This window comes from Psychrobacter sp. UBA3483, from assembly GCF_002377905.1.
GTDB lineage: Bacteria > Pseudomonadota > Gammaproteobacteria > Pseudomonadales > Moraxellaceae > Psychrobacter.
In genome coordinates, this window is sequence record NZ_DFQS01000050.1 from 95,880 (window position 1) to 120,577 (window position 24,698).

Genomic DNA, 24,698 nt, shown 5'->3' on the forward strand with positions numbered 1-24,698 from the left:
GTAGCCTCTGTCTGCGCAGGCACAGCAAGCAAAAAAAATTGATATCAGCAGTGCGTGATGTATCGATATTACTTTTCACTTACTATATTAAACGTTTGGCCGCATGATTTGATAGACATTGCTTAAATCATAAACACGGTAGCGCGCAGGTTCACGGCGGTTTTCACCGGCATAGCTCAGTATTAATGCTTGCTTGGCGCGCTCATCGACCCAGCCAACAAACAGTCCGCTGTGCTCGACGCCATTGTAGCCATGATTGATATAATACAGCCAATCACCGACTTCAATATCCTTGCTGCTGGCATAAGGGCCTTGCCCATAGGTGCCTTTATGGATAGTATTACGGCTCACCCCAGCTCGGTTAAATACCGCATTGAGATAGTCCCAGCAGCCACCTTTAATAATCGTCCGCTCATTGAGTGCCATCTTGCGCGCAGTGCTGATGACTTCCCGCGCCGCCTGACTGCTCTGGGTCTCAGCATTGCTGAGTAGCGGCAAATATTCGCTATCGACATTGTCATAACTGCCCGATAAAAATGCCGGCAGAACAGATGATGCTTGGCGCTGTACTTCAGGATAACGGTAATTGCTTTGGGCATTGCCGATGTAAGCATTTTGGTTAGCATACGAGTTATTGAAAGCGCGATTAGTAGAATAACTTGGCTCTACACTGCTCGTATTTGAGCGATAGCTAGCAGCATTGCCAGCACGTTGAATGGTAGAGCGCGTCGTGATTTTGGCAGGAGGAACCGCTGAATACGTTGGGGTATATCGGGCGCTATAATCAGGTTGAGCTGATTTTTGTGCAATCAAGGCGCTCATACTATCAGCGTTTGCTTGGCTGACCTGAAAAATTGCAGCAAAGGTAAATAATAATGCACTGCTCGACGTTGTGATTGACCAAAGTGACAAACGCGACATGACCAACTCCTTGGCAACATATTATTGATGATTCAGCTTGCGTTATTGACCACTCACAAAGCTTGGTCTTTATAAGCTGGTATCAATAAGCATATTAACGATAAATAAGATAAATTTTTCAATCCTACTTATAAACCATTTGCACAGGAATCTGCAAGTACTATTGCTTTGAGGTAAGCGATAAAAGGTATGAAATTGAGGATAAACGGTAAAACGAGACATGGTTTTTAGAAGGATATGATTTTTATAAAAATATCGGCTTTAGAAATATGAACGGAGATTTAGGAAAGATAATCAATAATCAGTTTGAATATTGGGCTTAAACAAACAGACCAAAGGATAAAAGCCAATCAATAATTTACTCATCGCTCATTTTTATATTGGCATGGCGTTTGCTCAAAGCCTGACCTTGTAGGATGGCTTTGGCAGCGGTTGCTTCTTGGATATTATCAAAGCCACTGATTAGATATTTACGAATGTCATCACAGTCAACAATCTGTAGCTGCTCGCCAATTAATGTAATTTTGTCGCCATCGGTCAGATGGATATGCTCGCGTTTACCTTGATTGTCATGTACCAACTCGCCATCGCGCACCCACAAGACGCCGCTACTAATAACGCCGCTCATGGTTTTTTTACGCTGCTGGCGCTGCTGATTAAAAATAAAACTACCGATAATCAATAGTGCCAAAGCGCCAATTGCTAAGCGCTCAGGTAGCAAGCTCATTGCCAAAGCGACCGCCACCGCTCCAACCAACAATGCGGTGCCAAACCAAAACAGCCCATTATCGGCTGCGGGCGACTGACCTTGCAAGGTGATTTTAGCGCCGTCATCGGTCAGCTTTAGCATGCATGATTACCTGTTTAAGAGCAGTGGAGAGTTAAAAATTGAAATAATAAACCTCAAAAATACGCTTAGAGATTTACCAACCTAACGCAGTTTTTTGCATATCGATCAGCTCAGCGATACCTTTTTCAGCAAGGATTAGCATAGCGTCTGCTTGTGCGCGGGTAAAGGGTTTTTCTTCTGCCGTACCCTGTAGCTCGATAAACTCACCTTTTTGGGTCATCACCACATTTAAATCGGTATCACAGCTGGCATCTTCTTCGTAGTTTAAATCCAGATAGGCTTCGCCGTCTTTCATACCAACCGATACCGCAGCGACCAAACCAATCAATGGATCAGCTTTTAGCTTTTTGGCTTTTTGTAGGCTTTCTAACGCATCGATAAGAGCAATCGCCGCGCCCGTCACACTGGCGGTACGCGTGCCGCCATCCGCTTGCAAAACATCACAATCAAGATAAATGGTATTTTCGCCAAGCTTACCCAAATCAATCATCGCTCGTAAGCTGCGACCGATCAAACGCTGGATTTCTTGCGTACGCCCTGATTGTTTGCCACGTGCCGCTTCACGCTGGTTACGGGTATTGGTCGCACGCGGCAACATGCCGTACTCGGCGGTAACCCAACCTTTACCTTTACCTTTGAGCCAGCGTGGTACGCCCGCCTCCACGCTCGCGGTACATAATACTTTGGTATCGCCAAAGCTGACCAATACTGAGCCTTCAGCATGCTTCGTATAATGGCGCTCAAAGCTGATTGAGCGAAGTTGGTTAAGCTCACGGTTATCAATACGCATAAAAATTCCTAGTACGATGTTATAAAATCAAAGTGATAAAGCGTTATAAATTAACAGGGTCGTCGCGACGTCAACAGCTATGTTGGCAGACGAAAAGATGACGTTATCCTAACGTGACAGCGGCGCAATAGCAAGATTCACCAAGCTATTACGCCGCTACTTTCGCAAGATTTAATGCTAAAAGTTTAGTGCTAAAAGTTTGCTGCTGACTTTATTCTAACCCTTCCATCTTACGCAATTCTTTACGCAGGATTTTGCCGACGTTTGATTTTGGTAATTCATCAACGAACTGGATATGACGCGGACGCTTATAACCGGTTAATTGCTTTTTGCCAAATTCAATCAGCTCTTGCTCGGTTACCTCGCCTTTTTTGACCACAAACAGCTTAGGATCTTCGCCGCGCTCGTCATTAGGAATACCGATAGCGCCGCATTCTACCACATTTGGATGCTCACTCATGGCCTCTTCGATTTCATTTGGATAAACGTTAAAGCCTGACACCAAAATCATGTCTTTTTTGCGATCAACGATTTTTATAAAGCCTTTTTCGTCCATGATACCGATATCGCCCGTTTTCAAAAAACCATTTGCGGTAAAGGTTTCAGCCGTTTCTTGTGGACGATTTTGATAGCCAATCATGACTTGAGGCCCTTTGACACAGATTTCGCCGCGATCACCGAGTGCAACTTCATTTTCATCATCATCGATTAAAATAATGTCGGTGCTAGAGGCAGGAATACCGATTTTACCGGTAAACTCAGAGATAGTCATGGGGTTAAAGGCCACCACAGGTGAGGTTTCAGACAAGCCGTAACCCTCGACAATAGGTAAACCGGTGATTTTATGCCACTCTTTTGCCACGCTTGGCAAGACCGACATACCGCCGCCAATCGAGGCTTTCAGATTAGAGAAATCTAAATCGGCAAAGCCTTCTTTATGTACTAAACCGTTAAATAAAGTATTTACTGCAGGGATAAATGCCGGTTTATATTTACCCATCTCTTTAATCAAACCGTCTAAATCACGTGGATTTGGAATCAGCAGACCAGCATAACCTTGGTACATACCGTACATACCACAAACCATAAACGAGAACACATGGTATAGCGGTAGTGCGGTCAAAATCACATCGTTAGCATCGACATCATCATCGAAAGCACTGTTCATCAGGACACTGATTTGGAGCATATTGGCGACTAAGTTGCCATGTGACAACATCGCGCCTTTGGCAACACCGGTGGTACCGCCCGTATATTGCAACAAGGCCACATCGCTTAAGTTTAAATCAGGACGCTTATACTTGCTCGCTGAGATAGCATTTAACGCCTGTTTGAAGCTTGTGCTACCAGGCAAGCGGTAGGCCGGAATCATCTTTTTCACGTGGCGCGCAACAAGATTGACGACGGTGCCTTTGACCAAACCAAGCATATCGCCCAATTTACAGACGATAACGTGCTGCACTTGACCTTTGTCTTCGGCTTCTTGGTAAGTTTTGGCAAAATTCTCAACGATAAATAACGCTTTGGCACCGCTATCGTTTAGCTGATGCGACAACTCGCGACTGGTATATAGCGGGTTGACGTTGACCAAAATCATGCCAGCGCGGATGATACCGAGCATCACAATAGGATACTGCAAGATGTTGGGCATCATAACGGCAACTTTGTCACCTTTGACCAATCCTAATGACTGCAAATAACTGGCGATTTGGCGGCTGTATAAATCTAACTGCTTAAAGGTGATTGACGAACCCATGCAAATATAAGCAGGTTTTTGCCCATAACGGCTAAAATTACGTTCGAACACTTCCAGTAAAGACGTATTGTCTTCTGGCATATCGATGGTTGCATTGATGCCATAACGCTCATACGCGCCTAACCACGGACTGTCGCTGTCTATCGTCGGCATGGTAGGAAAGGTATTTTCAACCATTGATTGGTTATCTGCCGCAGCGTTATGGTTTTTGGCTTCTTTATTGGTACTGTCCGTCATAATCTTCCCTAAATATTACTGTTAGTAAGTTGCTATTAAAATTTATTAAATAGAATCACCGTGGTTTACAATCACTTATTTATAAAAGCAAAAACTTGTGAATAAGAAGTCTTATGACATAAGAAACTGCTTATTCAAGAGAATTTGCCATTCACAAACTTTTAAGTTAAAAATCCCTAGTCATATAAAGCCATGCCCGAGGGTGTTCATGATGATAATTTGCTACGTTTATCGTCAAATACAAAGGTTAAGTAAAAAATCTATGGGCAAGAACTATAGCAGTTTTGCGCCCAGTTCTCTATGAATACTAGCAAACCCTCATAGAAAAACAAAAAAAATGATAAGGTCATTTGCATAAGACCTTATCATCTTTCACTATTAGCCTATCAAATATCAAGATGTTTTTATCAATGCTCAGTATTGATAAATCGCTATAAAAAGCCCGCTAAATTTGGTATTGGACTGTTTATGATATGAGACGGTTTAAGCGTGTTTATTCTCTTCAAAAGCGCGTAAGTCTTTATGTAAAATCTTACCGACGTTAGATTTTGGCAGCTCGTCGATAAATTCAACATAACGAGGACGCTTATAACCGGTGAGGTTTTCTTTGGCATAAGCAAGTACTTCCTCTTTAGTCAGGCTGTCATCACTACGTACGACAAAAATCTTCGGCACTTCGCCGCTCTTTTCGTCATCGATACCGATAACGCCGCATTCCAAAATCTTTGGATGACCAGACATCACATCTTCCACTTCGTTTGGATAAACGTTAAAGCCTGAAACCAAAATCATATTCTTTTTGCGATCGACAATTTTAAAGTAGCCTTCTTCATCCATCACGCCGATATCGCCGGTACGGAAATAGCCATCAGCCGTCATGACCTCAGCCGTCGCATCTTCGCGTTTCCAGTAGCCTTTCATGACCTGCGGACCACGAACACAGATTTCGCCGCGCTCGCCAATTGGCAACTCATTACCTTCTTCGTCCAAGATGGCCATGTCAGTCGCTGGCATCGGTAGACCAATATTTCCTGAGAACTTGCCGGTACCTTGCGGATTTGCCGACGCGACAGGAGATGTCTCTGATAAACCATAACCTTGCACGATAATATTGCCGGTTATTTTTTCCCACTTAGTCGCCGTGTCTTTTAATACTGCCATACCGCCGCCCATCGACATCTCAAGCTTGCTATGATCCAACGCTTGAAATGCTTCGCTATTGGCAAGCGCATTAAATAGCGTGTTGACCGCTGGGAAAAACGCCGGTGGATAGTCTTTATAAGCCTTGATCAAGCTTGCACCATCACGTGGATTTGGTACCAGCAGACCGATACAACCACTGTATAAACCGTACATACCGCAAACGGTAAATGAGAAAATATGATACAGCGGCAAGGCCGTCATAATAACCGGCTGCTCGTTACGCTCTTGGAATTTATCAAACGCATCGCCAAGATAAGTGTCACATTGAATAAGGTTGGCGACCAAGTTGCCATGCGTCAGCATCGCGCCTTTGGCAACACCTGTGGTGCCACCGGTATATTGTAGTACCGCTACATCATCAAGACCAATATTGGTTGGGCGTTTATAATTTTTGGCAGATAATTTATTGAGCGCTTTTTTAAAGTTTACGCTACCGTTAACTTTATAATCAGGGACCAATTTTTTGACGTGGCGCACGACCGCATTCACAATAAAGCCTTTTAGCGGGCTCATCAAATCGCCCATCGAGGTAATGACAACATGATCAACCAAGTCTTTACCGATGTCTTGATAGGTTTTGGCAAAGTTTTCTAGGATAAACAGCACTTTGGTATCAGAGTCTTTTAACTGATGTTCAAGCTCTTTGGTGGTATAAAGTGGATTGACATTGACCAAGGTCATGCCAGCGCGTAGCACCCCTAGTACAGCGACCGGTAGCTGCAAGATATTGGGCATCATAACCGCTACTTTATCGCCCTTTTGTAGGCCAAGCGACTGCAGGTAAGCGGCAATTTGTTTGCTATAACGGTCTAAATCTTCATAAGAAAGCTTCACATCCATGCACACAAAAGCGGTACGACCTGCATGGGTAACGAAATTCTGTTCGAGGATATCAATCAAAGAAGTATTGGCGGGCGGCATATCAATGTCGTATTGGATGCCAAGTTTTTCGTAAGTTTTTACCCACGGTTTGTCATCACGACGAATTACGTTACCTTGATTTTCCATAATCTTACTGCTCCTAATAATAGTGTGCTGGTATCAATCCATTCCTAACCCAAAAGGTCAAACATACCAAATATCGCCGTACAGCCAACCATTGATATAACACAAGTAATGGTGGGCAGCTGACGATATAAAATATGGCGAAGGATCAACAATATAGCGGTAAATAGCCCTTTGTTGATAACATACACACTTTATACAAACTACTCAATACAAAAGATTGAAACTTGAGTTCTTAAACTTACTTGACGGTGTATATATTCATTAAAATCAGTAACTTAAATACCAATACCCGCTACAATAGCCACTTTTTTTATAATAGATATTTGTTTGTTATTAGTAAATTCGTCATTTTTATCGTTATTTATCGAAATTTTTAAAACTATAAATCCGTCGCGTTGCTATTATTTGCTAAACACCTCATGCTAAACATCTTAGAGTAAGAATGTTATATCAAGCGCGTCACGACCTGTCGTCTATTCTGACTTATGCCTTTTTAATTCTGCCAATATCCTTTACGATAGCACTATCTTATTGCTCCCTATTTTATCGATATACACTTATTAAAAACCTTTTTTAAGAATCAAAAGCGAACCCTATTTTATGTCCGATGTTATTGATCATACGATTGACCCTATTATCCCCAATGAACCGATGGATACCCGCTCCGTGGCGGAATTCACCGAGCAAGCTTATCTTAACTATGCCATGTACGTCATCATGGATCGCGCGTTGCCCAATATCGCCGACGGTCTAAAACCCGTACAGCGCCGTATCGTTTATGCGATGAGTGAGCTTGGCTTGAAATCGACCGCTAAAGCCAAAAAATCAGCGCGTACGGTCGGTGACGTCTTGGGTAAATATCATCCGCATGGCGATAGTGCCTGTTATGAGGCGATGGTGCTGATGGCACAGCCGTTTAGTTATCGCTATCCGCTGATTACCGGTCAAGGCAACTGGGGCAGTCCTGATGATCCCAAATCCTTTGCTGCCATGCGTTATACCGAAGCCAAAATGTCGGCTTATGCCAATACCTTGCTTGCTGAGCTTGGTCAAGGCACGGTCGATTGGCAAGATAACTTCGATGGCACCATGCAAGAGCCGGTCACCCTGCCCGCGCGCTTGCCCAATATTTTATTGAATGGTACAACGGGTATCGCCGTCGGTATGGCAACCGATATTCCGCCGCATAACCTTAATGAAGTAGTACGCGCCGCTATTCGTCTGCTAAAAAATCCTGAGCTATCGGTTAAACAATTAACCCAATCGATACCAGCGCCTGACTTGCCAACGCCTGCTGAAATCATCACCAGTAAAAAAGACTTACAGGCGATGTATGAAAGCGGTCGTGGCAGTTATAAAATGCGCGCCACTTTCCATATTGATCCCAAAGAGAAAAATCTCGTCATCATCGACGCGCTTCCTTATCAAGTGTCAGGCAATAAGATTCAAGAGCAAATCGCTAAACTCATGATGGATAAAAAGCTGCCATGGGTGATTGATATCCATGACGAATCAGACCACGAAAACGCTTGCCGTATCGTGCTTGAACTACGTTCATCGCGCGTCGATGTCGAACGTGTCATGAGTCATTTATTTGCCAGTACTGACCTTGAGAGCAATTACCGCGTCAACATGAATATGATTGGTTTAAATGGTAAGCCGCAGGTCAAAAACCTCAAAGAAATTCTAGAAGAATGGCTCGTCTGTCGCCGCTCAGTGGTCACGCGCCGTCTGCAATATCGCCTCGATAAAATTGATAAACGCTTGCATATTCTCGCAGGTTTACTAATTGCCTATCTGAATATCGATGAAGTCATTCGTATCATTCGTGAAGAAGACGATCCAAAATTATCATTGATGCAAGGCTATGATCTGACTGAAATCCAAGCCAATGCTATCTTGGATATTCGTCTGCGCCAGCTGGCAAGACTAGAAGAGATTGAGCTGCGCCGCGAGCAAGATGAGCTGGCTGCCGAACGTGCCATCATTCAAGAATACTTGAACAATCCAGACAGCCTGACCAATCTGATGATTGACGAGCTTAGCGCCGACATGAAGGAACACGGCAACGAGCGCGTATCGCAATTAGCAGAACGCGAGGAAGCGCAAGCACTCAAAGAGTCTGACCTCGTACCAAGCGAGCCTGTCACCGCTATCTTATCGAAAGCGGGCTGGATTCGCGCTGCCAAAGGTCACGACGTCGATGCTGCTGGCATGACTTATCGCTCAGGTGATAGCTATCAAGCGCATGTACGTGCTAAATCCAATGAAAGAATTTACGTACTCGACAGCACTGGGCGCAGCTATAGTATCGACGCCCATAGCCTCGCCTCGGCTCGTGGTCAAGGCGATCCGCTGACCAGCGTACTCAAACCCCCAGCAGGCGCCAGCTTTGAGCAGCTATTAACGGGCGATAATAACCAACGTATCATTCTCGCAAGTTCAGCAGGTTATGGTTTTATCAACACCATCGGTAATCTAGATAGCAATCAAAAAGCGGGGAAAAACATCATCAACTTAGCAACTGATAGCCGCTTGCTACCTGTTGCGCGGATCGATGCGCCAGCGGATATGACTGCCAATGCTAATAATGAGAATGCCGAAGATGAAAGCAACAATGTAAGTGCGACGCCTGATCATCTCGCTGTCGTAACCAATGCGGGCTATCTATTGATATTTGCTCTTGATGACTTGCCTGAACAGGCTCGTGGTAAGGGTAATAAGCTGATCAAATTAAAAGACGGTGAAGAGGTGCTTGCTATCACGCCACTTAGTCAGCAAGACAGCCTAGTCATCACTGCTGGTAAACGTCATGTGACGCTAAAACCAAATGATTTGGCTAATTATACCGGCACTCGCGGTAATCGCGGCGGGCAGTTGCCAAGAGGCTTTCAGAATGTGACGAGTGTTGAGATTGGTTAATAATAGCTATGCTTGGCATACTAGTCTTTAACATTTAAAGCTTAAAATACTTTTAACAAAAAGCCGCTTATACACAAGGTATAAGGGGCTTTTTTAGGCAAGCTAAAACAGAGGACAATTATGGTCAAAAAACATTACTCATCTAAAAATTGTTGGATTCGGTATCTGCAAAAACTGCTGTCAAAAAGCTTTCAATCTGAGTACTTGTCATTAGATAGGGATTATAGTCAGAACCTGCTGAGAAGCTTTTTAAGGCATATTCTTTATCTTCAGCGCTTGATGTTAGATATTTAACTAAAAACCCATTCCATTGCCGCGATTCAATTTCCTCTATATTAACAATATTAGGGGAAATGGTTGAATGCTTGTCCAGTATTTTCCCTAAGGCAATATTGATAGCAGACCTTGTGCTTTGAAAACTTTGAACGAAATAACCTTCGCTAATGACCAAAGCGGAAACGATATTGTCTTCTTCAAAATATCTTCGCCAATACTCATATGCACGAGTCAGCTCGATTCCCGAATCTAGGTCAATATTTTTGGCGACATATTCATGTTGATAAGAATATGCTCGCCATTTCTTTTTTTCTCTTCGAGGGTATGACCTGTCATTATGTGCATAAGGAACCTTATGGATAAAAAGCTTGTTTAAGCTAAGATACACTTTATTATAAAAAATAATCAATAAGGTTTTTGCATTTTGACCAATTTTCTATCACCTATCGTGATTTCTTAGGCTTGTAGCTATCGTAGATACCATCTTGTACAGCTTACTCTGACACTTGAACTAACTAAATATATTGATGCCAAAAGTATCTACAATAAACATGGTCGCACTCAATAATACACCGATGAATAAACACAGTTTCATGCCAAACGGCATATATTTAAAGGGTATTTGGGTAACACCGTATAGATGCAGGTTTTCAGCTTTGCTAATGGGATAAAACATTATCCCAGCAGCGAGCATAAACGTAAACGGTGCTAAAAAGTAAAAGTGCTTTAGTTTTGTTGGCATATCAGCAGTATACAAATTCATCGTATAGGCACTGATTAACATAATAAATAGCGCAATAAAACGACTGGCTAAACGGGACTGAGCAAATTGCTTGGCATGTCTTTGTACATCATATACCCGTTGCGTCTGTGTTTTAATGACAGGGTCTGGATAAAGTTGTTGCTGCGCTTTGATAACAGAGATTAATCTTCCTTTCCTGACAAAGCTAATTATTGACGAGTACGCCCAATATGCTAAGCCTGCGCTCATAAGAAGCAGCCACCATGTTGCACTGGGGTTGGAGTAGGTCGCCCACACCATCAAGATGACTATGAATAATATCAATATCGTAACGAAAAACTGTAATAAATCACTTATTCGACTAGACTGCAAGCTAAACAATATAATGCGCTTTCGAGAAGCGAATGTGGGAGACTCTGCACCTAGTGGAATATCGCCCGTAAGTTTTTGACCAATAATTCTGAATGTACCCTTTATACTGCTATCATTTAAACCCGCTCCATAATGTAGCACCTCAAGAAGCGCATCAATGCGAGCTTGTTCTTTATTATTAAACACAATATCAATTCCTTTGAGGTCACTTCTCAGAATTTTAGGAGTAGTTTTTGCATTTTACAAGCTGCAACGTTGTTTCATTAATGAATAGAACAATTTAAGGCCCAATACTCAAATCCTAACCCTGCCTCAACCCCAAAATCGGAATCACTAAATCTTCCTCATCAGTCAAATGTTGCGAGAGTAAATCGGTCGCCTCCACCAAAGTCTGATGCAATTGTTCTGCCAGCATTTTATCCTCAACCTCACTTCTCGCCAACGTATCGTTTTGCACTTGCAACTTATCAAGTAGCGCATCCAAGCGTACATGGTCGCGACCCAATATCTCAAACCCTGCCTGTAACTGCGGATACATCCGAATAAACTCAGGGAAAAACCCCTCATCCTCGACGCCATGATGCTGATGCAATTTGAGAATGTGCATACTGATACGTTTGAGTAGCTGCGAGCGATATTCTGCCCAGTCGTACTCGCCAGATTGATAAGCCTCACTTATCTGTGTCAAGATACGCTGACGCTTGCGTATGTTAGTATGTACTTTTAGCCAGCCCGATGTTTTGTAAGCATAATCTGCGCTAAACCATTGATCTGGCGGTAGCTTGTTGAATAAGAACAACCAATCCGTCTCAAGCCGACTGTCAGGATGACGCGGTGATAGAATAAATAAGTCATCGTCTAAAGATTTTCGGCTAGCAGTGTTATTAGTAGATACGGGCATTATATTATCCTTATCGCACAGTTTCGCATTGTATGAATTTATTAATAATACTAAACCTAGTAAACATGGTGTTAAAGGTTTATATAAAGCCAAAAGGAAAAAAAATCAACCGTTTACGGGCTAGCGCGTTTTAAATAGGCAAGGCAAAAAACGAATTAAAAAGGTTACATAAATGAGCCACAACCACTCTATTGCTGTATTTTTAGCCCTATAAAATGGATACTTACTCATAAATCCAAACAACATTATTAGTACTAAACCTTAAAATTATTCAGCAAATCTCAACGACTCTGAACACTTGCTTTAAACACCTAAATAGTCGTTTTTCAAATATAAAGGATACTCATGTTTATTGTAGATAAGGCGGCGCCGGCCATTATGAATCAGGCGTTACCGGTGCCGAAAGTGATATTTTTTGACATTGACGATACGCTTAGCCGTAACGGTATTATCGCCGCGCACAACCAAGCGACTCTTGAGGCGCTGGCCAAAACTGACATTAAATTGGTGATTTCGACCGGACGATCTAAAGCGATATTGCCAGCGGATATTTTAGCCTTGCTCGAAGCGGATGTCTTAGATGCCATCATTTGTATGAATGGACAATATAGTTTTGATAATAAAGGCTTGATTAGCCATTATCCATTGTCTGCTGAGCAAGCGGACAAAATTGTGCAGTTATGCCAGACAAGTCAGCTGATTCATAAGTTTGACTCGGCGACGCACATTGCTTGGTCAGGCGAAAACGAGCGTTTGCGTGATTTTAATGCCAAAACGCCGAACTCTATCGTTGATCCACTCTATTATCAATCAAACCCCGTTTATCAATGCTCAGTGTTTTTTAACAATCAATTCGATAAAATGCAAGATATCGACTTTTCACAGGACGATTTAAAACTGGTGCATTGGCATCATATCGGTGCCGATATCTTGCCGATAGAGGCATCCAAGGCGCGAGGCATTACAGACGTCTGTCAATATTATGGGGTAGATGCCAATGAGTGTATGGCTTTTGGTGATGGTATGAATGACTTAGAGATGTTTGATTTGGTCGGCTATGCGGTAGCGATGGGCGATGCCCAGCCTGCGTTGATTGCGCGTGCAGATTTTGTCACCGGTACGATTGAAGAGCGCGGTATCCAGTCGGTACTCGAGCAATTTCATATAGCGTCTTGATAAATAGTTTATAAAAACCGCTATTTATCTAAGGCGTGTCCTCCTTTTTAAAAGAAGAGCACGTCCTAGCAAAATTTAACGACGCTTAGCCATCAAACCATAAAACCAGCTACCGACTTTATAAAATCCGACGATGATTAAGATTATGACCAATGCTGCAAGTACATAAGCCAGCCAAGTTGGCACGTGACTTAGCCAGCCAATGGTAAATGCCAAACCAAGATAAGTTTCAACTGGCCAGTTAAGGATAGGCGTCGGTGAGCCTGAATTAAATACCATCATAAAACCTATGATGCCAATCAAAGCCATCACTATCCCAGCGCGTACACGATTATTCATTGTATTCTTCTTTTAATTCACTCACTTTGGGTAATGTTTCTTATTTTTTTATATGATCGTTTATGACGCTTGTATCATGACACGATGTTGCATTCTTTATTGTTATACTAAGGTAGATTTTTTCAGCCTTATAAAATAAATCAGCGCTCATCATTAGTATGTTTATTGCCCCGCTTTTTGTTGTCCAAATCTCACAAAATTCCCGCATTCTGACGATGACTAAGCCGTTATTACTACTAACTTTAACAACGTCTTGAAAAACGCTATGTATGATTGCCCTTTAAATTATGCTTAATCATAGCCATAATGATATACATAGCTGTCAATTTTAGCATCGTGCCTGTTTTACGGGTTTTCTTGCTTTGCACCATTCTTATTTTAGGAGAGATATTTTGACTCATTTATCATCGTCGCGCGCTGTTGCTCGTAGCGCTCGCATGCTTCCAAAAGCCCTATTAGCCGTGGCGGTTGGGCTCGCACTTGTGAGCTGTAGTAAATCAGATAACGCCGCTACCGATAGCGCTGCGACCAGTACAGAAACGCTTAATTTGTATAACTGGTCGGAATATATGCCGCAAGAAATCCTCGATGGTTTTACCAAAGAGACCGGTATTCGCGTCAATTACACTACTTTTGATTCTAACGAAGCTATGTACGCTAAGCTTAAATTGCTTGATGATTCTAGCCAATACGATTTAGCGATTCCATCGACATATTATGTCGAAAAAATGGCCAAAGAAGGGCTTTTGCAAGAGCTTGATAAATCTAAGTTAAGCAACTTTAAAAATCTAGATACCTCATTTACCAATACCAAAGTTGACCCAGAAAACAAATATTCGATTCCTTACATGTGGGGCAGCACCGGTCTTGCCATCAATGGCGAAGCGGTCGATCCTGCAACCGTAAATAGCTGGAATGACTTATGGCGTCCTGAGTATAAAGGTCAAGTGATGCTAATGAATGACATGCGCGAAGTGTTTGGCATGGCGCTCTTAACCTTGGGCTATTCAGGTAATAGTAAAAACCCTGAGGAAATCAAAGCGGCTTATGAGAAGCTAACGACCTTGATGCCAAATGTGAAAACCTTTAACTCAGACGCCTCGCGTATGCCGTATATGGAAGGGGAAACCACGGTTGGTATGAGCTGGAATGGTGAAGCTATCATCGCTAATAACGAAGGTTTAACCAGCTTGGTATATAAATACCCAACTGAAGGAGCTATTCTTTGGATGGACAACTTTGTCATTCCTAAAAATGCCAAACAGGTGGATGCGGCGCACAAATTTATCGACTATTTGCTGCGTCCTGAAAACTCTAAAATCGTCAGCGAAGAGATTGGTTACGCATCACCGAATATGGCCGCCCGTGAGCTGATGCCAGAAGAGGTGCGCAACAATCCAACCATTTATCCAAGCAAAGAAGTGCTAGCAAAAGCGGAGTTCCAAGAAGATGTCGGCGATGAAGCTTTGCAGGTTTATCAGCAGTATTGGGATAAGCTAAAAACGGGTCGTTAATTCTGTAAATTAATACACATTTATTGATTGCTGTTTTAGATGCCTATTATCTATCCAAAAAAAACGCTGCCTTCATTAAGTCAGCGTTTTTTATTTGTTTTTCTATTTATAAATGCAAATCGGTTTCGCTGCCTTTATGCTCAATACGGCGCTGCTCGCGGCGCTGATAACGTAGACCTGAGGCGGCAAACCATTGCGGTTTGGTGGTTTGCAATAAATCACTCAGTCGCTGCAACTGCACTTGCAGCGTTTGGGTGAGCCAAAAATAGCCTTGCCACTCAAAACCTAAGTTTTCCACACTTGGATATTCTGACACTGCGATACGGGTAATCGGGCGAAACACTTCATCATTTGGACTACGTAATACTGCTGCCATATGCTGCATCGCTTGGGTCAGTTCGTGCTGATAATGAATCAGTAAAATATGATTTTCATCGTCAATTTCGATGTTTGCCAAGCGCGGCGCGGCGCTTAACAGTAAGTCAATGGTACCAATAATATTGCGATGGGTACGCTGAATGGTCTCTAGCGTTTCTTTTTCAATCCCAGATTCGCTCGCTGTCGCCGCAATATGCGGACGTACGGCAAGCAGGCGCTTATTGATTTTTTGCAGCGCTTTGACCAAGGCTTTATTCACTGGTGTATCTGGTACAGAGGGGTTTTTTGGGTAAATAATACTGGCTGAACTGGTCGCTTTACTATATTTAAAGGGTTTTGGTACTAAAATCTCGGCATCAATATGATTGCCCACTCCAGCGTATAAATTACCGCAGGTTTCAAGGTTACTGGCCAATAAAAACCGCCACATTAGCGTTGATTTCAGCGGTAAAATCAAGGTCGCAGCGACCGCAACCCCTGCGCCAAGTAAAATATTAATGGCGCGATACAGACCGTCTTGGGTGATATTGCTATGGTCAGGGCTTGAGACTATCATCAGCATGGTGATGCCCGTTAGCAGCCCGATATAACCCAACTGCTTAACCGCCACGTAGCCAATAATACCGCTGATAATACCAATCAGCCCATAGTATAACCATAGCCAGCCGCCGGTATATTGAATCAGCCATAAAAAGCTCAACCCAACCACCACGCCGAGCAAAGTGCCGAGTATGCGCTCCTTGGCCTTGGTATAAATCGCCCCTTGATATTGCAACAAACCCAATATCACAAACACGGTGATGGTCGTCCATTCGCCATGCGGCAAGTGGGTAAACTCATTTAATAAGAGGGCAATAAGCACGGCCACGCCCAAACGTATGGCATGCAACACATCGGCATGCTGATAGCGGGCGTAAGGCTCTACAAACGGCGCGGTAAATCGTTGCCAAAAAGTCGGTTTCACGCAGGGCGTCTCTTATAATGAATAAATAAAAAGTGGCTTAAATGATAACTGCTAGCTTAACCATTCATAAAGCAATTATCAAAAAAATAACGCCTTTTATCTGTTAAAAGAGAAAAGACGTTAAAGGTGTAAAGATGCTAGCCCATAACCAGAAAAATATTGGAAAAGCGTATTTGACTATTGATAGCTGCCAACAGCTAAATACTAGACTTCTAAACGCTAGACTTCTAAGAAATCCAAAATCCCTTCTGCCGCTTCACGACCTTCCCAAATCGCCGTCACCACCAAATCAGAGCCGCGCACCATATCGCCACCGGCAAATATTTTTGGATTACTGGTTTGGAATTTAAAGGTTTGTTTTTCGGCGGCGACGACTCGACCTGACGTGTCCATTGTCACATGCTGACTGGCAAACCAATCGGCCGGGCTAGGACGGAAACCAAAAGCCAGAATAACCGCATCACACGGGATGATTTCTTCTGAGTTAGGAATGGGCTCAGGGTGGCGGCGACCATGACTGTCAGGCGTGCCCAAATGCGTGGTAATCACCTTAACCGCATTCACCTTGCCATTTAAGCCAATGATTTCTGTCGGTTGACGATTGAATAAAAACTCAACGCCTTCTTCGCGCGCATTGACCACCTCACGGCGAGAGCCGGGCATATTTTCTTCGTCACGGCGATAAGCGCAAACTACTTGCTGCGCGCCTTGACGCACACTGCTACGGTTACAGTCCATCGCTGTATCACCGCCGCCTAGCACCACCACTTTTTTGCCTTTTAAATCGATATAGTCTGCTGGATTTTTTTCCCAGTTATTGCAGCGATTGACGTTAGCTATCAGATAATCTAGCGCATCGTAGACGCCTTCTAGCTCTTCGCCTGCAAAGCCGCCGCGCATATAAGTATAAGTGCCCATGCCCATAAATACCGCATCGTACTCGCTTAACAACTCATCAATACTGACGTCGCTACCGATTTCAGTCTCTAAACGGAACTCCATGCCCATACCTTCAAAAATGACACGGCGATTGCGCATGACATCTTTTTCCATTTTAAACTCTGGAATACCAAAGGTTAATAAACCGCCAATCTCAGGACGCTTATCAAAGATAATAGGTTTGACCCCGTTTCTGACTAAGATATCGGCGCAGCCCAGTCCTGCAGGCCCTGCGCCAATAATAGCGACTTTTTTATCCGTCCAAACCACCTCGGACATATCAGGACGCCAGCCAAGGGCAAAAGCGGTGTCATTGATATATTTCTCAACATTGCCGATGGTGACCGCGCCAAAGCCATCGTTTAGCGTACAAGCGCCTTCACACAAGCGGTCTTGCGGGCAGACACGGCCACAAACTTCAGGCAAAGTATTGGTTTGATGACACAATTCTGCTGCCTGAAATATTTGTCCTTCTGCCGCTAATTTAAGCCAGTTGGGAATGTAATTATGTACCGGACATTTCCACTCGCAGTATGGATTGCCGCACTCAAGACAGCGGTGCGATTGCTGCGCTACTGATTCGCTATCGAACGGCTGATAAATTTCTACAAACTCTGTTGAGCGCGTAACGATGTCTTTTTTGATCGGCTCAAGGCGCGGTACATCTAAAAACTGAAAACTATTTTCTAAGCGTTTTGCCATGGTATTGTCTCTTCTATAGTGGGTAACGACAGCCAATATCTGCAGCCTAAATGAGGCAAATTTACGGATAGAGGTTGTCATTTACCTGCTTAAAACCTATGAATTAAACTGCTTGTAAACCTATTATTGACCAAGCCAATTTATTGTGGGTCAGCCGTCGTGGTTTTAAGCAGGGTTGCAACGTTTGCCGCTTTGGGTTTTACCAAATAGAACTTACGCGCGTAATGCTCAAAGTCCGCTAAGATGGTTTGCCCCCACGCACTGCCCGTTTTTTCAACATGAGTTTCAATCACTTGTTGCAAGTAAATACGATGACCTTCCATTTGCTCGCTTGAGATACGGTTTAAATCAATCAGTTCATGATTACAGCGATCGAAAAAGTCACCATTCATATCGAGGACATAAGCAAAGCCGCCGGTCATGCCTGCGCCGAAATTCAGCCCCGTACGCCCAAGGACGGTAATGATGCCGCCGGTCATATACTCGCAGCAATGGTCGCCCGTGCCTTCGATAACCGCATGAGCGCCCGAATTACGTACGCCGAAACGCTCGCCTGCTGTACCCGCCGCATACAACTTGCCACCGGTAGCGCCATACAGACAAGTGTTGCCGATAATGGCGGTTTCATGCGTGGTAAAGCTTGAATCTTGCGGTGGATAAATGACAATCTCACCGCCCGCCATGCCTTTACCAACATAGTCATTGGCATCGCCTTCTAGCTCAATATGCAAACCGCCCGCATTCCAGACCCCTAAACTTTGACCTGCGGTGCCGTTTAGATGCAGCTTAATGGGTCTATCACTCATGCCAAGGTTGCCCCAGACCTGCGCAATCTCGCCGGAAATACGCGCGCCGATAGAGCGATCACAGTTACCGACGGCGTAGCTATAATCGCCGCCGTTACCTTGACGGATACTTAACAGCATATCGTTAATCATTTGCTCAGCAAGCAAGCCTTTATCAAATGGCTCATTACGCGCCACCTGACAAGTTTGCGCTTTGCCGCTACTGGCTGGATGACTAAATAATAACGGCGTTAAATCCAAATGCCGCTGCTTATCAGTATTACCTTCTAACACGTCAAGCAAATCGGTACGCCCGACCAGCTCCTCCATACTGCGCACGCCGAGAGCGGCAAGCCATTCGCGCGTTTCGGTGGCGACAAATTTAAAGAAGTTAATCAGCATTTCTGCTTCACCGATGAAATGCTCATCACGTAGCTGGGCTTTTTGGGTGGCAACGCCGGTTGGGCAGTTATTAAGATGGCAAATCCGCAAGTATTTACAGCCAACGGCAATCATCGGCGTGGTGCCAAAACCAAAGCTCTCTGCCCCAAGAATTGCGGCTTTGACCACATCAAGACCCGTTTTTAGACCGCCATCGGTTTGAATACGAACTTTATCACGCAAGCCGTTGACCCGAAGCGATTGATGCGTTTCAGCAAGCCCTAGCTCCCACGGCGAGCCAGCATGATGGATAGATGACAGTGGCGACGCTGCCGTGCCACCATCATAGCCTGAGATGGTAATTAGGTCAGCGTAGGCTTTTGCCACGCCCGTTGCAATGGTGCCAACACCCGGACGTGAGACCAGCTTCACTGACACCAAAGCATCTGGATTGACTTGTTTTAAATCAAAAATTAGCTGCGCCAAATCTTCGATAGAGTAAATATCATGATGCGGCGGCGGCGATATGAGCGTCACCCCCGGTACCGAATAACGCAGGCGAGCGATGAGCGCATTAACCTTACCGCCCGGCAGCTGACCGCCCTCACCCGGTTTTGCCCCTTGAGCAACTTTAATTTGCAGCACTTCTGCCGAACGCAGATACGCCGGTGTGACGCCAAAGCGACCTGAGGCAATTTGCTTAATTTTTGAGTTACGCAAGGTACCATAACGCACCGGATCTTCGCCGCCTTCACCAGAGTTTGAGCGCCCGCCAATAGTATTCATCGCCATGGCAATCGCTTCATGGGCTTCAGGTGACAATGCTCCTAAAGACATGCCAGCAGAATCAAAGCGCGATAAAATTTCTGAGATGTCCTCGACGTCATTTACGTCGATTGAATTATCGGTTTTTAATTGTAATAAATCGCGCAAGGTTGCTACGGGACGGCTATTGACCAAATCGGCATAATTGCGATAATTGTCATAATCGCCGGTACGGACTGCGGTATGTAGGCTGTTAATTACGTCAGGATTAAAGGCATGGTACTCTTTATTAAAGACAAATTTTAATAAACCACCTTGGTCAAGTGGCGCACGGCGTTTAAAAGCATTGGCCGCCAATTGTGCTTGATCGGCAGCTAAATCGGCAAAGGTTGCGCCTTTAATACGACTTTGCACACCTTTAAAGCATAAGCTTACCACTTCTTCAGAAAGCCCCACCGCTTCAAATAATTGCGCGCCGCGGTAAGAGACAATGGTAGAGATACCCATTTTTGATAAGATTTTTAGCAGCCCTTTATCCAAGCCTTTACGGAAATTGACCCGCGCTTGAATCGGATCGCCAAGCAGCTCACCCGTCGCCACCAAATCATCGATGACGTCATAGGCCAGATATGGATAGACACAAGTCGCGCCAAAGCCAATCAATACCGCCACTTGATGTGAATCGCGCGCCAGACCAGTCTCGACGATTAAATTGGCATCGGTACGAATACCTTGCGCAATTAAATAATGATGCACCGCACCAGTGACCATAATGGCGTTGGCAGGTAGTTTGTCGGCTGCGATATTCTTATCAGACAACACAATCAAAGTAAAACCCGCACGAATGCTATTTGCTACTTGCTCACAGATGGCTTTAATAGCGGCTGCTAGCTCAAGATTGGCATCGTAGTTTAAGTCGATACGCGCCATTTGAAACGCTGGATCAGCCAAGGTTTCGAGCTGCTGCATTTTACTGGCTGATAAAACCGGTGACGATAAGATAATACGATGCGCGTCGCGTGCTGACGGCGCAAATACATTGGTTTCAGCACCAAGACACGTCTGTAGCGACATCACAATTGACTCACGCAACGGGTCTATCGGTGGATTGGTCACCTGCGCAAACTGCTGGCGGAAAAAGTCGCCGACATGACGAATTTGCTGAGATAGCACCGCCATCGGCGTATCATCGCCCATCGAGCCGACTGGCTCTTGCGCATTTTCGGCATTAGGACGGATAATTTCGGTGCGCTCTTCATTGGTGATATGATACATTTTTTGCAATGCTTTTAGCGGCTCACCGCGGCAAGCTTGGGCGGCTAATTCTTCTTCTAAGCGCTCATCATCGCGGATGCGGGTTGCTTCTTCGCGCAGCCATTTACGATATGGATGCGCTTTTTTGAGTAACGTCGCAATCGCTTTAGTATCCATGATTTGACCGGTCATGGTATCGATAACTAACATCTGACCGGGCCCAACGCGCCCTTTAGCAAGCACATCTTTTGGCGCATAATCCCAAACGCCGACTTCTGAGGCCACCGTGATATAGCCATTTTTGGTGGTGACCCAACGCGACGGACGCAGACCATTACGGTCGAGCATACATACCGCATAGCGACCGTCTTGAATCACTAGTCCTGCTGGGCCATCCCACGCCTCCATATGCTGCGAGTAAAACTCATAAAACGCGCGCAAGTCCATATCCATGCTATCAACGTTTTGCCAAGCGGGCGGTACCAAAATCGACATCGAGTGGAATAAACTCATACCGCCCGACATCAGCACCTCTAGCATATTATCTAAGCTCGATGAATCCGAACCCGTGCTATTCACCAGTGGCGTCAATTCACTTATATTGGGCAATTTATCAGACTTTAATTTTGGCGTGCGTGCTTCAGACCAGCTACGGTTGCCGGTGATGGTGTTAAGCTCACCATTGTGCGCCAAGTAGCGAAACGGCTGCGCCAGTGGCCAACGCGGTAAGGTATTGGTCGAAAAACGCTGATGGAAGACCACGATATGCGAGGCCAAACGCGTATCTTGTAAGTCTAAAAAGAACGCGGGCAGGTCTGATGGCATGACCAAACCTTTATAAATAATCGTCTGACAGTTTAAGGAACACACATAAAATAGCTCATCATCAAGCAGACGCTGCTCGGCTTTTTTACGCGCGACAAATAATTTGCGGTTAAAGTCATCGGCGGCAATCTCGTCTGGCGCATTGACAAATACTTGCTGAAAACCAGGTAATGTCTGACGCCCAATCTCACCAACGATACTTAAATCAAGCGGCACATCGCGCCAGCCCGCCACTACTAACCCTTGGGCGACAATCTCTTCATTAAGCACCTGCTGACTATAATGCGCTTTTGCTTCATCTACATTAACAAACACCATGCCCACAGCAAAATTAGCGGTTAGGGTAAAACCCAGCTCAGTGGCGATATCGCCAAAAAAAGCCGTCGGCGTTGCCAGCAATAAACCGCAGCCATCGCCTGTTTTACCATCAGCTGCAACGCCGCCGCGATGGGTCATACAACTTAGACTATGAATAGCTGTTTTTACCAAATCGTGACTGGCTTGGCCCTCGATATGAGCTATCAAACCAAAGCCGCAATTATCAGAGAAGTCATCTGGCGCCGCCAAATGCGTAGAGGAAGAAATCATTGACATAGCTTGTCCTTTTGAGTGAGCGGACGGCCTATACTTTCAATATGAAGTAGCAACCAAACTCCGCGGGCAGAACGGGCTAAATATATTCACGTAAGCGGATTAATAAAGCGCAAGCGGAGAAAATAATGCAAGCGTTTTGAGGGTGATAAAAATACTTATCACGACTCTCTTTATTTTATAACCATCGCAGCTACTGATTTAACGTTAACGCTAAAGCATTTATACCTAAACCCTTATCGGACTCTGCTTACTTTTATGTCTGTTTTAGCGGTTAAAAACTCAATATGAGCGGCGTAAACGTTAATAAAAACGGTGACGCCTTAACTTCTTTAAGAGACAATAAGCAAAGCAGCTGATAAGAAAGTTATGGATAAATTGGCGATGAATAGGTTAAACCGCCGTTAAATATGAATATGAGACGCTCTATATTCAAGCGCCTTAACAATCCCAATCGGGATAAAGTGAGGAGTTGCGCCACTTGCGATAAGCTTAAATAGGTAGCAAGTAGCAGCGCTTGAAACGACAATATCGAGGTATGAAATAACAGTTTACGATAACTATACAGAACGTCGCCCTCAGTTATCTTAGTGAATGATGACTAAAAAATCTAGTCTTTTCTATCACCTGGCGCTCCAGATTTTGTAAAAACTTATATTATTGATAATGAATTAATGACTAACTATTGAGAATAATTGCTTATTCAAAGCCACTTATATAAGTGCTGTAAAGCATTTTTAATGCTAAAAAACTGCTTATAAAAACTCCTTAGACAAAAAAAGTCCTTGCCATAAAATATGACAGGGACTTTTTATAAAACGGCATGCTCAGTGAGATTAGTTACTTTTTTCCTCAATAAGCTCTTTGATACTGTCATTATTGCCTTTTGAGGCATTAACGTTGGCGTTGGGGTTTTTGCCAGCAGCGTTGGCATTTTTATTGGTGGCGTTACTATTCGCATTGGCACTCGGTGGTTTAGGCGTTTCAACCACCGGCGGTTTTTTCGCGGTAGTATTATTGCTTGTCCCATTACTTGCAGCGTTGTTAGCGTTTGCTGGTTTTTTAGCTTCCGCTTCAGTCTTACGGTTATTGTCTGTATTGGTAGGCGCTTGGGTAATCGTGGTTTGCCCTTCGATCTCGACCGTACGCTCTTCATTGACCGACAGAGTCTCAGAAGTATCAGCTGACTGGCGGATACTTTCAGCCGTGCTACTGCTACCACTCTGAACACCGCGGTTGGCATTATTACTTGCTGCTTGTTCAGCAGCACTATCGTTAGCAACTGTTTTCTGACGCACTGGCACCTCGCGCTTGGTTGGGCGCAAGTTAACAGCGCGCGTGCGCTTGGCACTCAAATCTTTAACCGGATCCGGACGTTCATAATTATCAATAATGCCGACGTAGCGATTAATCTCTTCAGGTAAGACTCGTACATTTGCAGGCAGTTTAAAATCTATTAACTTCGCAGCACCGACCGCTTCTTGTGGACTGCTCATCAGTCCGTAGGTCAGCATATAACGTACCTGCTCGTTTTCATCAAGGTAGCGGAAATAAGCGAACTTATCGCGATCTTCTCGGCTTTCTAAATAGCTGACAATCACATCATTTTCGGCGACATTCATCACCTGCACCGTCCACTTGCCTTTATTTGCCAGCAGATAACGCTTATCTTTAAACTCATCAGGATAACTGCGTAAATCTTTAACCGTGGTATCAAAGTTAATCGGCTGCACATCGGTATCCAGCTCATGCAAGGACTCAATTTTTAGCGGCTGCTCAAGCTCAGCGGTCGAGGCTTGCGGCGCTGATATCGGCTCATTCTCAATCTTAGCACCCATCGCGGGCGTTTGACTAAACATCCAAACTAAGGCGGTAAACACACCCAATAGCAAGGTTGCTATCAGCCAAATCAGTGCTTGACGGCGATATTTCTGCCCAGCTGTGCGAGTCGTCGAGCGTGATGCTGCCATGGAGAGGTCCTTGGAAAAAGGTACTTATAAAAAGAGTTTTATATAATAAGGGTCTTAAAAAAGTAATGCTAAAGATTGTCGAAATATATCGTCGTTAAAAAACGAATAAAATATCTATGTTAAGTGACTAATGATTG

16 protein-coding genes are annotated in these 24,698 nt (G+C 44.3%); 3 read left to right on the forward strand and 13 right to left on the reverse strand.

Annotated features, from left to right (window positions below; genetic code table 11):
* Positions 1–87 precede the first annotated feature (87 nt).
* The 5 genes from B2866_RS09375 to B2866_RS09395 all read right to left on the reverse strand — a co-directional run bounded on the left by B2866_RS09375 (position 88) and on the right by B2866_RS09395 (position 6,765).
* Complete coding sequence (locus tag B2866_RS09375) at positions 88–921, reverse strand: hypothetical protein (RefSeq protein ID WP_296193267.1); 834 nt, start codon at positions 919–921, stop codon at positions 88–90.
* A gap of 358 nt (positions 922–1,279) precedes the next feature.
* Complete coding sequence (locus B2866_RS09380) at positions 1,280–1,771, reverse strand: hypothetical protein (protein ID WP_296193269.1); 492 nt, start codon at positions 1,769–1,771, stop codon at positions 1,280–1,282.
* Positions 1,772–1,844: 73 nt separating this feature from the next.
* A complete protein-coding gene (rph, locus tag B2866_RS09385; protein ID WP_068403634.1) occupies positions 1,845–2,561 on the reverse strand; it encodes a ribonuclease PH in 717 nt (238 codons plus the stop codon).
* Positions 2,562–2,772: 211 nt separating this feature from the next.
* Positions 2,773–4,494 (reverse strand): AMP-binding protein, encoded by a 1,722-nt coding sequence (locus tag B2866_RS09390; protein WP_409520841.1) that lies wholly within the window; start codon positions 4,492–4,494, stop codon positions 2,773–2,775.
* Positions 4,495–5,037: 543 nt separating this feature from the next.
* Complete coding sequence (locus B2866_RS09395) at positions 5,038–6,765, reverse strand: AMP-binding protein (protein WP_296193275.1); 1,728 nt, start codon at positions 6,763–6,765, stop codon at positions 5,038–5,040.
* A gap of 600 nt (positions 6,766–7,365) precedes the next feature.
* On the opposite strand from B2866_RS09395, the gene parC reads away from it, so the two are divergent.
* The gene (gene parC, locus B2866_RS09400) at positions 7,366–9,687 is read left to right on the forward strand and encodes a DNA topoisomerase IV subunit A (RefSeq protein ID WP_296193278.1); all 2,322 of its coding nucleotides are present in this window, start codon (positions 7,366–7,368) and stop codon (positions 9,685–9,687) included.
* A gap of 142 nt (positions 9,688–9,829) precedes the next feature.
* Here parC and B2866_RS09405 read toward each other — a convergent pair whose 3' ends face one another.
* The 3 genes from B2866_RS09405 to B2866_RS09415 form a co-directional block, all read right to left on the reverse strand.
* Positions 9,830–10,372 carry a hypothetical protein gene (locus tag B2866_RS09405; protein ID WP_296193279.1) on the reverse strand — a complete coding sequence of 181 codons (543 nt, stop codon included), beginning with the start codon at positions 10,370–10,372 and terminating at the stop codon, positions 9,830–9,832.
* 102 nt (positions 10,373–10,474) lie between these two features.
* The gene (locus B2866_RS09410) at positions 10,475–11,263 is read right to left on the reverse strand and encodes a hypothetical protein (protein ID WP_296193282.1); all 789 of its coding nucleotides are present in this window, start codon (positions 11,261–11,263) and stop codon (positions 10,475–10,477) included.
* Positions 11,264–11,378: 115 nt separating this feature from the next.
* The gene (locus tag B2866_RS09415; RefSeq protein ID WP_296193285.1) at positions 11,379–11,978 is read right to left on the reverse strand and encodes a hemerythrin domain-containing protein; all 600 of its coding nucleotides are present in this window, start codon (positions 11,976–11,978) and stop codon (positions 11,379–11,381) included.
* 345 nt (positions 11,979–12,323) lie between these two features.
* On the opposite strand from B2866_RS09415, the gene B2866_RS09420 reads away from it, so the two are divergent.
* Entirely contained in the window at positions 12,324–13,154 is an 831-nt protein-coding gene (locus tag B2866_RS09420; protein WP_296193288.1) for an HAD family hydrolase, read from the forward strand.
* A 75-nt stretch (positions 13,155–13,229) separates the two neighbouring features.
* On the opposite strand, the gene B2866_RS09425 is transcribed toward B2866_RS09420, so the two are convergent.
* Positions 13,230–13,493, reverse strand: a complete 264-nt coding sequence (locus B2866_RS09425) for a hypothetical protein (protein ID WP_289049819.1) — start codon at positions 13,491–13,493, stop codon at positions 13,230–13,232.
* A 392-nt stretch (positions 13,494–13,885) separates the two neighbouring features.
* Here B2866_RS09425 and B2866_RS09430 point away from each other — a divergent pair, with 392 nt between their 5' ends.
* A complete protein-coding gene (locus B2866_RS09430; protein WP_296193298.1) occupies positions 13,886–15,007 on the forward strand; it encodes an ABC transporter substrate-binding protein in 1,122 nt (373 codons plus the stop codon).
* 106 nt (positions 15,008–15,113) lie between these two features.
* Here the strand turns inward: B2866_RS09430 and B2866_RS09435 are convergent, their stop codons facing one another.
* The 4 genes from B2866_RS09435 to B2866_RS09450 form a co-directional block, all read right to left on the reverse strand.
* Positions 15,114–16,349 carry an FUSC family protein gene (locus tag B2866_RS09435; protein ID WP_296193301.1) on the reverse strand — a complete coding sequence of 412 codons (1,236 nt, stop codon included), beginning with the start codon at positions 16,347–16,349 and terminating at the stop codon, positions 15,114–15,116.
* Positions 16,350–16,568: 219 nt separating this feature from the next.
* Positions 16,569–17,990, reverse strand: coding sequence for an FAD-dependent oxidoreductase (locus B2866_RS09440; protein WP_296193355.1), 1,422 nt, complete (start codon positions 17,988–17,990; stop codon positions 16,569–16,571).
* 140 nt (positions 17,991–18,130) lie between these two features.
* Positions 18,131–22,594, reverse strand: coding sequence for a glutamate synthase large subunit (gene gltB / locus B2866_RS09445; RefSeq protein ID WP_296193303.1), 4,464 nt, complete (start codon positions 22,592–22,594; stop codon positions 18,131–18,133).
* An 833-nt stretch (positions 22,595–23,427) separates the two neighbouring features.
* On the reverse strand, positions 23,428–24,561 hold the full coding sequence (locus B2866_RS09450) for a hypothetical protein (protein WP_296193306.1): 1,134 nt from the start codon (positions 24,559–24,561) through the stop codon (positions 23,428–23,430).
* Between the last annotated feature and the right edge of the window lie 137 nt (positions 24,562–24,698).